The organism is Mariniphaga sediminis (genome assembly GCF_003573545.1).
Taxonomy (GTDB): Bacteria; Bacteroidota; Bacteroidia; order Bacteroidales; family Prolixibacteraceae; genus Mariniphaga; species Mariniphaga sediminis.
Genome location: NZ_QWET01000010.1, coordinates 52401 through 64828, shown reverse-complemented (window position 1 = coordinate 64828; position 12428 = coordinate 52401). Strand labels below are relative to the sequence as shown.

General features: G+C 36.5%; 12 protein-coding genes and 1 tRNA gene. 7 read left to right on the top strand and 6 right to left on the bottom strand.

Annotated features, from left to right (window positions below):
* The first annotated feature begins 6 nt into the window (after positions 1–6).
* From D1164_RS14160 to D1164_RS14150, 3 genes are all read left to right on the top strand, one after another.
* A complete protein-coding gene (locus D1164_RS14160) occupies positions 7–768 on the top strand; it encodes a hypothetical protein (RefSeq protein WP_147372191.1) in 762 nt (253 codons plus the stop codon).
* The gene (locus D1164_RS14155; RefSeq protein ID WP_172594470.1) at positions 749–1051 is read left to right on the top strand and encodes a thiamine-binding protein; all 303 of its coding nucleotides are present in this window, start codon (positions 749–751) and stop codon (positions 1049–1051) included. Before D1164_RS14160 ends, D1164_RS14155 begins: the two co-directional genes overlap by 20 nt.
* Positions 1052–1157: 106 nt before the next feature.
* Positions 1158–1231: transfer RNA gene (locus D1164_RS14150), tRNA-Arg, on the top strand.
* Between the two features lie 110 nt (positions 1232–1341).
* On the opposite strand, the gene D1164_RS14145 is transcribed toward D1164_RS14150, so the two are convergent.
* From D1164_RS14145 to D1164_RS14135, 3 genes are all read right to left on the bottom strand, one after another.
* A complete protein-coding gene (locus D1164_RS14145) occupies positions 1342–2109 on the bottom strand; it encodes a class I SAM-dependent methyltransferase (RefSeq protein WP_119350655.1) in 768 nt (255 codons plus the stop codon).
* Positions 2110–2338: 229 nt separating this feature from the next.
* Positions 2339–3433, bottom strand: coding sequence for a hypothetical protein (locus D1164_RS14140; protein WP_119350654.1), 1095 nt, complete (start codon positions 3431–3433; stop codon positions 2339–2341).
* Between the two features lie 19 nt (positions 3434–3452).
* Complete coding sequence (locus D1164_RS14135; protein ID WP_119350653.1) at positions 3453–4580, bottom strand: RNA polymerase sigma factor; 1128 nt, start codon at positions 4578–4580, stop codon at positions 3453–3455.
* Between the two features lie 662 nt (positions 4581–5242).
* On the opposite strand from D1164_RS14135, the gene D1164_RS14130 reads away from it, so the two are divergent.
* From D1164_RS14130 to D1164_RS14115, 4 genes are all read left to right on the top strand, one after another.
* Positions 5243–6331: an NAD(P)H-dependent flavin oxidoreductase gene (locus tag D1164_RS14130; RefSeq protein ID WP_206611016.1), complete on the top strand. Its 1089-nt coding sequence runs from the start codon at positions 5243–5245 to the stop codon at positions 6329–6331.
* Between the two features lie 117 nt (positions 6332–6448).
* The gene (locus D1164_RS14125) at positions 6449–7567 is read left to right on the top strand and encodes a DEAD/DEAH box helicase (protein ID WP_119350652.1); all 1119 of its coding nucleotides are present in this window, start codon (positions 6449–6451) and stop codon (positions 7565–7567) included.
* A gap of 37 nt (positions 7568–7604) precedes the next feature.
* Complete coding sequence (locus D1164_RS14120; protein WP_119350651.1) at positions 7605–7913, top strand: RNA recognition motif domain-containing protein; 309 nt, start codon at positions 7605–7607, stop codon at positions 7911–7913.
* A 108-nt stretch (positions 7914–8021) separates the two neighbouring features.
* Positions 8022–8213, top strand: a complete 192-nt coding sequence (locus D1164_RS14115; protein ID WP_119350650.1) for a cold-shock protein — start codon at positions 8022–8024, stop codon at positions 8211–8213.
* A gap of 79 nt (positions 8214–8292) precedes the next feature.
* Here D1164_RS14115 and D1164_RS14110 read toward each other — a convergent pair whose 3' ends face one another.
* The 3 genes from D1164_RS14110 to D1164_RS14100 form a co-directional block, all read right to left on the bottom strand.
* Complete coding sequence (locus tag D1164_RS14110) at positions 8293–9429, bottom strand: fatty acid desaturase family protein (protein WP_119350649.1); 1137 nt, start codon at positions 9427–9429, stop codon at positions 8293–8295.
* A 56-nt stretch (positions 9430–9485) separates the two neighbouring features.
* Positions 9486–10985 (bottom strand): B12-binding domain-containing radical SAM protein, encoded by a 1500-nt coding sequence (locus tag D1164_RS14105; RefSeq protein WP_119350648.1) that lies wholly within the window; start codon positions 10983–10985, stop codon positions 9486–9488.
* Between the two features lie 157 nt (positions 10986–11142).
* Positions 11143–11988 carry a LytR/AlgR family response regulator transcription factor gene (locus D1164_RS14100; RefSeq protein WP_119350647.1) on the bottom strand — a complete coding sequence of 282 codons (846 nt, stop codon included), beginning with the start codon at positions 11986–11988 and terminating at the stop codon, positions 11143–11145.
* Positions 11989–12428: the final 440 nt, after the last annotated feature.

The window sequence follows — 12428 nt, the reverse complement described above, 5'->3', positions numbered from 1 at the left end:
ATGCGGATGGAAGACGAAAACATTTATAACGACATTCAGAAAATTTTTGAAGATCTTCCGGGCAATTTCAATATTCTGGAAGAGCAGATTGACCTGGAGGTGCAGATGAAATATTTTGAACGTTCGAAAAAATTGCGGGAAGAGAATGAAGGGACAGATTATCTGGAAAGCCGCGAGGAACTTTTTTTACCAGACACCGGAATTAATCGAAAAAAAGATATTTTAATTGGCCTGGCCGGAATGGATGATGTGAAAGCTTATCGCATCATTGAGAAATTTCTGAAACAGGCGGGGGAAGAGTTGAGAGGGTGGACGGTGCTTGCCCTGCAGGAAAACCGGATGTTGCTGCAAACTTCGTTGCTTGAAGAGCAGCAGTTTTTTATCTCTACCGGCCTCGGAGGAAAAGACAGGAAGTTGCGCTACTATGTGGTTTTTATTGGTCGCGACCTTGATAAACTGCTAACTCCCACCCAGCAAAAGTTGGTTAAAAACGAGTTGATTTTTAGACTGAAGCCGGAAGAAGGCGAATTTGAATCCATCGATTTTTTCGAAGGGTTTTGTACATCGCTTGTACTGCTGCCTGTTACGGCAGATATTAAGCAGGTTTTCAGTAGTGTAGTGGAAGAGTGTAACCAGTACGGTGACTTTCTGGAAGAAGACATGATTATTACCAATGTGAAGGTATTGTCGCGCAACGAGATTTTGGAGATTATTAATAAACAAGATAATTCTGATTTTCAGGATGAAGATGAATTGGAAGAAGAATAATGTTAATGTAGCCATACAAGTGCTGCCTGAGGCAGATGGAAAAGTAAAGTATGCTTTGGTTGACAAGGCCATCGAAGCCATTAAAGAGTCGGGCTTTAGTCACCAGGTTTGTCCGTTTGAAACGGTGGTTGAGTGTCGTTTTGAGGAGCTTCCGATGTTGTTGGAGAAAATCCACGATGCCTGTTGTGATGCGGGAACCCAGCGGATGCTTACCAACCTCAAAATTCAGATAGACTTTAACGATGATGTAACCATCGACGACAAAATGGAAAAGTACCGCTAAAGTTATGTGCGGGTTTGGTAAAATATATTATATTTGCACCGCTTTTTTGAAGCATCGGATTAACCAAAACTTTTGGTTTTTTCGAAACGTTCTTCAAAATATAAATGGACCTGTAGCTTAATTGGATAGAGCACCTGACTACGGATCAGGAGGTTAGGGGTTCGAGTCCCTTCAGGTTCACTTTTTAAAATCAGAAAAACCGTTGGTGCAATTGAGTGCCAACGGTTTTTTTATTATATGTTCGGACATTTTTTTTGCATAACTATGTTAGTGCCTTCACTTAAGCACAGTTACTTTTTTGCAATAAAAAACAAGTCATAACAATCTTCCGAAAATTCATCAATAAAATAATCATGGATAGAAATAGAAGTCGTTAGTTTTCTATTGTTATTCAGTAGCAAAAACCTGTTTATCCGGTTCATCAAATCGTATGGGATTTTTAATATCCAGCGGGGTAGTATTTGGTTTAGTTTTAAGACATCAATCTTTAATATTTTTTTTACCGACAATTTATTTTTTGCATAATACGACATTACATTTTTGTTGCCGCGAACACCTTTCATATCAATCACTGGAAAAGTTTGTGACAGAAGCTGGAAAAACTCATTTCCAGTATACTCAGTAATATGCCAGGGATTTCTGGTTAATGACATTTTTTTATTGGGCGTTGAAATAAGTAGTTTGCCATTCCCTTTTAGTACCCTGTGTATTTCATTTAATAAAAATTCGCTGTCTTCAACATGCTCAATTACCTGGAAACAAATAACAAAATCGAAATATTTATCGGGCATATTCGTTAACGGTGGCACTTTGTTTTTAATAAATCGGGTATTATTATACTTGTTGTAATCTATTGAAACATAATGTTTATCCAAAGTCCATAATTCTTTTACTTTTGGCGCTATTTCTTCAATACCATAACCGCTTCCTGTTCCAATTTCCAGAACATTTCCATGTATTATTTTGGTCGCTGTTCTATACGCAAGTAATGAACGTTGAAAAACAAAATTATCCGAAGGACTTAAAGAAACTCTTTCTGCAGTTTGAATGACATTCATACTAATCACCGTCTAATATGTTTACTATTTTATATTCTTAAATTTTTATCCGATTGGTCTAACTATATATGACCACTGCATTGCACTTTTATGTGCAGGTTATTATAAAAGATCTCCTAACTGAATTATGCTGCACGGTTTTTTTGAAAAATGCAATACTAAATCCCGGGGAAAAAGAAATTTTTATGATGAAGAAAGGAATAAATTAGTGTGTTCAGGGAAGTTGCTTTTATTTCTGGAAACAGTATTTTAAAGTAAAATTTAAGCCATATGATTGCTTGTAAATTGACATATCTTGAACAGAAGCAAATTTCTTTAACGGGTATTTATAATATGCCTCTGATCCAATTGAAACTCTTTTTGAAAGCTTATAGCTGCCTGCAATTCCGCCATAAAGTGCCATGTTGTAAGAAGTAAAATCCATAACAGTTTCTACGTCATCCAAAGTACCGGAATTGGTATATGTTTTACCATTAGAATACAAATGAAATTGATTAATAGCTCCTAGTTGCAGGCAAAAGTCCGTTGTCGGATATTGCCGGTGATAACCCAAAATCAGCGGAACTTCCAATTGAATATGATTTGTTTTTGGGGTAAAAGAAGCAAGCGTATCTTCAAATGAATCATCCATTTTATGATAATTTGAGTTCTCCCGGTATTGATTTATGCCAATCCCGGAAGTAAGTGATAGTTGATAAACCTGGTAATGTAACCGAATTCCATATTGCATACCAATCAAATCATTCGTATTGCTCTTTATGGAGTCGATAACAGGATTATGCACTTTGTACTGATATTGTGTTGCCTGAAATACCGGACCGATAACCAGTTCCATATCAAACATTCCCTTACGAAAAGATTTTGTATCCAGCCTGTTTCCCTTAGAAGTATAGGTGAGTCTCTTCGCTTGATATTTCGTCCTTCTTTTTGTACTCCTTATGCGTTTAGACCATTCTTTTTCGTTTTTCTCTTTTTTTTTGGGCTCTATTTCCAGGCGAGTTATGCCTTTGGGTGTTTGTTCTAAAACAAACTGGTAACCAGTAGATTCGTTTTTGAGACTGGCAAAATCTACATTAAGCAAACTTAGTTTTTCTGGAGGAACAACTCTGTCTGTATAAATGGTGTCGTAAACCCAAATCGTATCGTAAATAACAATCGTATCGTAAATAACAATGGTATCGTAAACCCAAATGGTATCATTCGCTATATAATGTTTGCAATTCCCTCTAACATTTCGTGGTACAGATAAACCGTAGAGAATGACAAATAGGACGGGCAATTTGATAAATGTTAAAAACAATAATTTTTCGGTTTTTTTGAGCATTTTAATAAGATTGTAAAAATCAGATGGAATCCTTTCGGGCAGTTTGATTTTCTATAACGACTTGTTTTTTCCTAATCACCTTTTTTCGTACTAAAATTTTTTTCGATTGAATAATCGTGTTGTTGCTTTCTTCATTTAAGCTATCAACGTTTGTAATGTGTATGTTTTTATTTAAGTTATTTTCGGTAGCTTTCTTCGAAATGTCTTCAGGTACGTTTCTTACTCCCTGCTTTAAAATGGCATCAGAAGGAAAGTCATTTTGTTCCATAAGATCCGGGAGAAGAGGTGTTTCAGTTGTTCTTGTTTGGCTAAAAAATATCAGGAGTGAAATTCCGGTAATTCCAATAGTTGAACTCAATATCCAAAATATTTTCTTTCCGGAAATGAGCATCCATTTTACTTTTCCGTTGATTTTACCAATTGTTCTTCCGCTTCCGGGTAAGGAAATTTCGATGGGATGACTGGGAGGAATGCGGAAATCTTTCAGTTTGTCAACCACCAACTTATCGATATATTCCAACTTCTTGTTCAAAACCGGGAATATTGATACGAAATAAGCTTTCTTTCTTTTCTTCGATTTTTCATCTTTTTCAACTAACTCATATATCCTTTTTTGAATCAGACTTCTGGCTCTCTGTAACTGCGACCGGGATGTACCCTCGGTAATACCGAGCTCCGCGGCAATTTTTTTATGCCTGAAATTTTCAAAGGCATAAAGATTAAAAACGGTTCGATATCCAGCTGGCAATTCTTTTATTATATCCAGAATATCGTCTTGAGAAACATCCGATCTCAGAATTCTCTCTTTCATATCCGGAGGACTATCTTCGTCGACAGGATTGAAATCCTTTTCTCTAATTTCGTTTATATCATAAGTTATATTTTCTCTTTTAAGCTGTTTTAAAGCAGTGTTTACAACAACTTTTCTCATCCACGCTTCCAGGGCAGCATTTTTTTTAAGCTGTCTGATTTTAGAAAAAATTGTAATAAAACTTTCATGCAAAATGTCTTCTCCCTGCGCCAAGTTCCCAGTATATCGCAGGCATACACCGAGCAATACAGGAGCATAACGTTTATATAGCCATTCCTTTGCCTGAATATCTCCTCTCTTGCAGTTTTCTATTCGCTGATAATTATCTGCCTTCATTTTTTATTAAGATTCGAAAAAGTAAAAACGTTGCATTGAATTACTTGTACCAAACGCTGGCCAATCTTGGATATTGTGAAATAAAATGTTGCTATTCCTTCCGGATTTTTATTACTTCTTATGTGCTGGAATATCGTTCTCGTATTCTTATCTCGATTTCAACAGAAATCATACTACACAATAATTGTAGCTGCTAATTGTTATTTTCGTTTAAAACATTTAACCCCTTTAAAATCAGATATGGATAAACAGCAAGACTATCAGATATAATTTGTTTCACTAACACTGCCAAAACATTATCATAACACCTATCTGGACACCTTTGAAGGCAAAGAACAAACGTAAGTCAACAACGAAATTTTAAATTGATGTGTCTATGGATTTTTTTACATCATTCCCTCAGTACAATAAGTTTTTTTTGTATTAATATTGTTTTGTTGAAATAATAAAATATCCCCACATGTTATACTGTGTCAATATTATTTCATACCTTCGCAGCCTTGACAATCAGGTTTTTATTGAATCGTCTTTAACAATGCTTTGTTTCGCTTTCTGTTAGTGAACCTTCTCATCGTCAAATCGACCTCAAAATCAACTTACTTGTTTAAGTTAACAGGTCGCGAAGTGTGTAACACAAATATCGTGACACACTTAGTAAATATATGATAAAATCATTTTTTTTAGGGGATAAAGAAATCAGGCTGCCTGTTATTCAGGGGGGTATGGGTGTTGGTATCTCTTTGTCAGGACTGGCTTCTGCTGTGGCTAATGAGGGTGGAGTAGGTGTAATATCCAGTGCCGGGATAGGGTTGTTATATAAACAATCGCCGGCTGACTATTTAAGAGATAGTATTTGGGGGCTGAAAGAAGAGCTGCGCAAAACACGGAAATTAACCAAAGGTATTATTGGCGTAAATATTATGGTTGCCCTGTCAAATTTCGCCGATATGGTACGAACGTCTATAGCAGAAAAGGCAGATGTGATATTCTCCGGTGCAGGTTTGCCGTTAGACCTGCCTTCTTATCTTACTTCTGAAAGCAAAACACTTCTTGTCCCAATTGTTTCGTCAGCCCGTGCCGCAAAAATTATTTGTCAGAAATGGCAGGCAAATTATAATTATCTTCCGGATGCGCTTGTCGTGGAAGGTCCAAAAGCCGGGGGGCACCTCGGATTTAAAACCGAGCAACTTGAAGATGAAAACTATTCACTTGAAAAATTAATTCCGGAGGTCGTGTCAGTTGCGTCAGCATACAGCCATGAAAAAGCGATTCCTGTCATTGCCGCCGGTGGGATCACAACAGGCGAAGATATACTCCGGATTATGAAGCTTGGCGCTGCCGGAGTGCAAATAGGCAGTCTGTTTGTTCCGACCTATGAGTGCGATGCTTCACAGTTATTCAAACAATCGTATGTAAGCTCTTCGCAGAAGGATACGATGATTATCCAAAGTCCCGTTGGAATGCCCGGACGTGCCCTGGATAGCAATTTTATCCAAAGTGTAAGCGAAGGAAAACAGCGACCGAAAGGATGTCCGTTTCATTGTATAAAAACCTGCGATTACACCAAAAGTCCTTATTGTATTATTATGGCACTATATAATGCCGCTAAAGGAAACATGGACAAAGGTTATGCTTTTGCCGGCGCCAACGCCTATCTGGCAGAAAAAATAAGTACGGTTAAAGAAGTAGTACAAAAATTAAAAGAGGAATTTTCTATTGCACATAACAGATTATTAGCAAAAAGGATATAAAGTTATTTTTGTTTTGTAGTAATCTTGTGTGGGGTTATTGTCTCAAATGCCCTTACATTTTCCTTATGATTATTAATTATTAAAAAGAAACTGCACAGAAATGCAGTCAGATAAATTATGACATTTAAAGAATTAAATATTTCGGAGCCAATACTAAAAGCTCTGATAAATAAAAAATATGAAAATCCGACTCCCATTCAGGAGAAGGCAATACCCGCTGCCCTTGATGGCAGTGATCTGCTGGGAATAGCTCAAACAGGTACCGGTAAAACGGCTGCCTTTGCAATTCCAATTATACAGCAACTTGACCAGCTTCATTTAAATGAACGAAGGCGCGAGATAAAAGCGTTGATTCTGACTCCTACCCGGGAGTTGGCGATACAGATTGGAGAGAGCTTTTTGGATTATAGCAAATATACAGGCCTCCGTCACGCAGTTATTTATGGGGGCGTGAACCAAAGACCACAGGTTGATAAATTAAAATGGGGAATAGATATTCTTGTAGCTACTCCCGGACGATTACTCGACCTGATTAATCAAAAGTATATCTCGCTTGACCATGTTCGACACTTTGTTCTCGACGAGGCTGACCGAATGTTGGATATGGGGTTCATTCACGACATAAAACGATTGTTACCTATGTTGCCTAAACAGAAACAAACCCTGTTTTTCTCAGCAACTATGCCATTAACAATTGCCAATCTGTCGAGGTCTATATTACGTAATCCGGTAACTGTAAAAATTATTCCGGTTTCATCTACTGCGGATATGATTGAACAACACTTGTATTATGTGGAAAGGCAGAAAAAAAATCAACTTCTGGTTTCCTTGTTAAGACAAAAGTTTGATAATTCTGTACTGGTTTTTTCACGCACGAAGCGCGGAGCGGATAAAATTGCGCGCATATTGAATGGGAATGGAATTGATTGCGAAGCAATACACGGAAATAAATCACAAGTAGCCCGACAACGGGCGCTGGCAAACTTTAAACAGAGGAGAACACGTGTTATTGTTGCTACGGACATTGCTGCAAGGGGAATTGATATTGCCAATCTTGAAATGGTAATCAACTTTGACCTGCCTGACATGGCAGAAACTTATGTGCACCGGATTGGACGCACAGGTCGTGCGGGCCGGCGAGGTACTGCCCTAACATTTTGTTCTCAGGATGAACACATGATGGTGCGGAATATACAACGATTGACAGGAAGAAAACTAAATCCTGTATTGACTTAAGATTAAATTTTACAAATTACATTAAAATAGAAAAGAGATGAATATTTATGTTTCAAAACTAAGCTTCGACACAACAAGCGAAAGCTTAAAAGAATTATTTGCAGAATATGGAGAAATAACTTCTGCAAACATTATTACAGATAGGCTTACCGGATTTTCCCGTGGATTTGGCTTCGTTGAAATGACTAGTGAAAACGAAGGAAGAAAAGCCATTGACGAACTGAACGATACAGAGTTTGAAGGCAAAACAATTAATGTTAGTGTTGCCCGTCCAAGAAGTGACAGAAACAGTGGCGGTTGGAACAATAATCGCCGGGGTGAAGGATATAACAGGAGCCGATATTAACATTACTCCGAAAAAGGAAAGTTTGGGGAATTACTTAAATTAGTTGGTATTAATAGTTATATCCCAATAATTAAGTGTACCTTACACCTAACAATTTAATTTTATATCATGAATAAAGGAACCGTAAAGTTTTTTAATGAATCAAAAGGATTTGGATTTATTAAAGATGCAGATTCAGCAAAAGAGTATTTCGTTCATTCATCCGGATTGAAGGATAGCATCAGAGAAGATGACGAAGTAATGTTTGATTTGGAAGAAGGAAAAAAAGGGTTAAATGCAGTGAATGTTAAACTTGCTTAGTTTAAAATATTACAACCATTTATAATTTTAATCCCGCTAAAAAGCGGGATTTTTTTTTATCTGCCGGATTTATCCGTCTTTAAACAGCCATTGCTTTATTACCTTTTGCAGCGGAAAAAGATGTGTTAATAATTATTTGCTTCTTTCCAAGTAACTTCAGCATTTTGATGTGCTGCCATACGGCCGTAGCAAAATTTTTATTTACATGATACGGCAGGCCGTATTCCCTGGCTTTTACCTGCACAATTTTTGAAATATCCCTGTAGTGTATATGGCTGATGTAGGGGAATAAATGGTGTTCCACCTGGTAATTTAAGCCCCCGACTAACCATGAAAAGATTCTGCTTTTAGGTGAATAATCGCATGTAGTGTATAACTGATGTATCGTCCAGTTATTTTTTAGCTCCCCCTCCTCATCGGGAACCGGATATTCAGAAGTAGGAACTACATGGGCCGTTTGAAAAATAGCGCTCAATACCAGTCCGCTTGTAAAATGCATCAGCAAAAATCCGCCAATTACCCAGTACCATGAAACAGGAATTGTTAACAACGGAATTATCAGGAATACACTGTAATAAAGAACTTTTGAAATTACTACATCGACCAGCAACCTGTTAAATTTTCGTTTGCCACTCAATTTTGCGCCCATTTCTTCGTACTTTTTTAATCGTTTGAAATCTTTGGTTACAATCCACGAAATGGTCATCAGGCTATAAAAGAACCAGGCATATATATGCTGATAGCGATGTATTTTTTTTAACGGGCGGTGAGGCGAAAATCTCAAAACTCCGGGTGGAGCAATATCCTCGTCATGTCCTTCGATATTGGTAAATCCATGGTGTAGCGTGTTATGCTGATATCGCCAGTTGGGCGGAAATCCACCAAGCAGGTACAACGAATTGCCAAAAAACCGGTTTACTTTTTGGCTTTTGGAGAAAGAACCATGATTGGCATCGTGCATAGTCGCCATTCCCAACCCCGACATTCCCAGTCCCATAATAAACCAACATGCCAATAGCGGCAGTACTGATGAAATCAATCCTGAAATCATGAGTATAAAAGGAGTGAGATATAAAAGGAGCATAAATATGGTTTTTACATAAATTTTCCGGTTCCCATAGGGTTGTATATTGTTTTTGCTAAAATACTCGTTTACCGAATTTCTTAATTCAGTGGTAAAATCGAGTTGATTCTTTGAATATTTAATGTTTTCCATCTTTCTAATTTTCAATGTTATTGTATATAAATATCGGGGTGATTTTGTCTGCTGATTTAATATTTGCGCCGGACTTGTCTAAGTCCGTAAACGGTTCTGAAATGATAACCGTACACTGCAAAAGTAATTGCCTCTATAAAAAGTTTTGGTTTATTTATTAATGTCCAGACTATAAACTTCCAGTATTCAAACCTGCCTTTATTCAAGAGGCCAAGTACGAAAAAGGATTTTATAAACGCCCTTATCCGGGTAAAATCTATGTTGCTTTTACCAATTTTTACCGGGTTATAATTCCGGAATAATTCCCGGATGCGTTTGTAATAGGGCTTTTCTTTATAAATATTGTTTATGATATGTCGGTATCCCTCCTGCAATTTCTGGTAATCCATTTTGGGTACAAAGTTCATTGTAAAGTCAGTATTACTTCCGGTTGCATCAACAGTCAGCCTGTTTTCTTCTTCCATTTGTTTGTATAGTCTTGTATTCTTTGGAGCATTGAGCAATCCTACCATTGCCGACACAATTCCGCTTTTCTGAATAAAATCGATTTGCCGCTGAAATACAGTGGAAGTATCGCTGTCGAAACCTACAATAAACCCACCGGAAACCTGCAATCCTGCTCTTTGAATTTGTTTTACATTTCCCAGTAAATCCCGGTTTTCATTTTGCATTTTGTGGCAACTCTGTAAAGATTCTTCAACCGGAGTTTCAATTCCTATAAACGTAGAAGTGAATCCTGCTTCACGCATCATCGTTAATAATGTGTCGTCGTCGGCAAGGTTTATCGATGTTTGTGCGTTGAAGTTAAACGGATGTTTATGCATTTTCATCCAATTTATCATGGAAGGGAGCAACTCATTTTTTATGACTTTTTTATTTCCGATAAAATTGTCATCCACTACGGATACCGCCCCTCGCCATTTCAACCGAAATAATGTATCCAACTCGTTTAGCACTTGTTCTTTGCTTTTCATTCTTACCTTACGGCCAAGTAATGCTGTAATTTCACAGAAATCACACGAAAAAGGACATCCCCTCGAAATCTGAAGGCTCATTGAAGCATAGGCTTTCAGATTCAATAAGTAAAAATCAGGAACCGGAGAAAGCGATAAATCGGCATATTCTTCTGTCTGGTAAATTCTTTTTAGCGGGGAACCATTTTGTAAATCGGATAAAAACAGGGGGAGTGTAATTTCTGCTTCGTTTAAAATGAAATGGTCGATTTGAGGATAATTGTTGTAGTCCTGCGTAAATAACGGCCCTCCGGCAATCACCTTTACATCATGATCTTTACATCGATGTAAAACTTCGGCGACCGATTTTTTTTGAACATACATGCTGCTTAGAAAAACATAATCCGCCCATTTCAACTCTTCGTTTTTAAGCTCCTCAACATTTAAGTCGACCAACCTTTTCTGCCAGCTTTCAGGCAACATCGCCGAAACCGTGAGTAATCCCAAAGGAGGCACGGCAGCTTTCCTGGAAATAAACTTTAATGCATGCGTAAAACTCCAGTAAGTATCGGGGTATTTCGGATATATCATCAGTATTTTCATTTTTTACAATTTGTAACTGAATATTTAATGACCTAAAAATACATCACGATTTTGCCGAAATAAAATGAAAGGGATTAACAAAAATTTTTAGGGATAAAAAATGATTTTTAAAGATGAATGCTAAAATATAATGGTGAATACCATTCGCCCCTGGTACCTATAACAAGTCCTTTACAGTCATTAAATACTGGCGGGAAACAGGAATTATCTCTTTTGTATCAACAAGGGTTAACCAATAGGTATTAAAGTTTTTATTTAACTTATCGATGTACTGAATATTGACAATACTTGAACGGTGTGTCCGCACAAAATTGTTAAATTCCTTCAGTTGTTTTTCAATATTCTTCAAAGTATTTCTAACCATTTTTTTTCGAAAAACTTCATTATCGCGGAAACCCACTTCTACATAATTATCGGCTGATTTTACAAAAATAATTTCTGATACCTGTAACCTGATATTATCCGATTCATTCTCAGAATCTAATTCGATAAACTTATTTGCATAACTCTCTGAGAATTGTTTTAGTTTATCCTGCATCAGCCTGTTATCTTCCAATTGTTTTTTATATTTCCCGTGCATCAATAAAAGAGTATTTTTCAAATGCACGGTAACTGGCACACTCAGGCTGATAACAACAACACGCAAAACAATATTAAATGTAATGATTGTATTTCCAACATACCGGATATAAAAAACAAAAGCAACGCTGGTTAAAGCAATCTGTAAAAAGTAATAAAGTAAATTCAGTAGTGGATTATATTCTTCATCTGTATTGTTGCGAAGAAGGTGGCGCTGAAAAATAATTTGTACTATTACCTGAATAACAAAAATTATTAAACCGTACCCCGCAGTAAATAAATTTTTATTCTCAAATTCGAATTTATGTGATGGAAAAGGTTGAAAAAACAGGATAAACAGGAAAACAGAAATGCTGATTCCCAGGTAAATCTTAAAATACTTTTTTGAGAGATTAATGAATTGATTTATAGTATCGTTTGACATTCTTCAGTATTGATTAAAATCAGAATTTATTATAGTTCCTGCGTCATTCTATGGACGCTAATATTACATAAAAACAGTTAATCCTGAAAACTTTACTTTTTTTATAAACTTTCCCGAAAAAGTAAAACAATTTAAAGTTAAGTAAATAACTACTTTAAATTCAAGTAATCATCAGGTTTTTTTATCAAAATTCTATGTGCTTAATTGTTTAATCTCAGGGAAAATTACGACAAGTATAATTATTACCATTTAAGTTTCTTTTTATGTGCCTTGTTCTGTATAAACTTTAAAATAGTACCATTGTCTTCACTCAAAAGATCCATATTTTTCCGGTTGGGGTCACGGATAGAAAACAAAAAAACCGTAATACGATGCATTGTATTGCGGTTTTTTTTATTCCCGGACAATTCTAATACATTAAAAGTAACTTAATAAGTGTG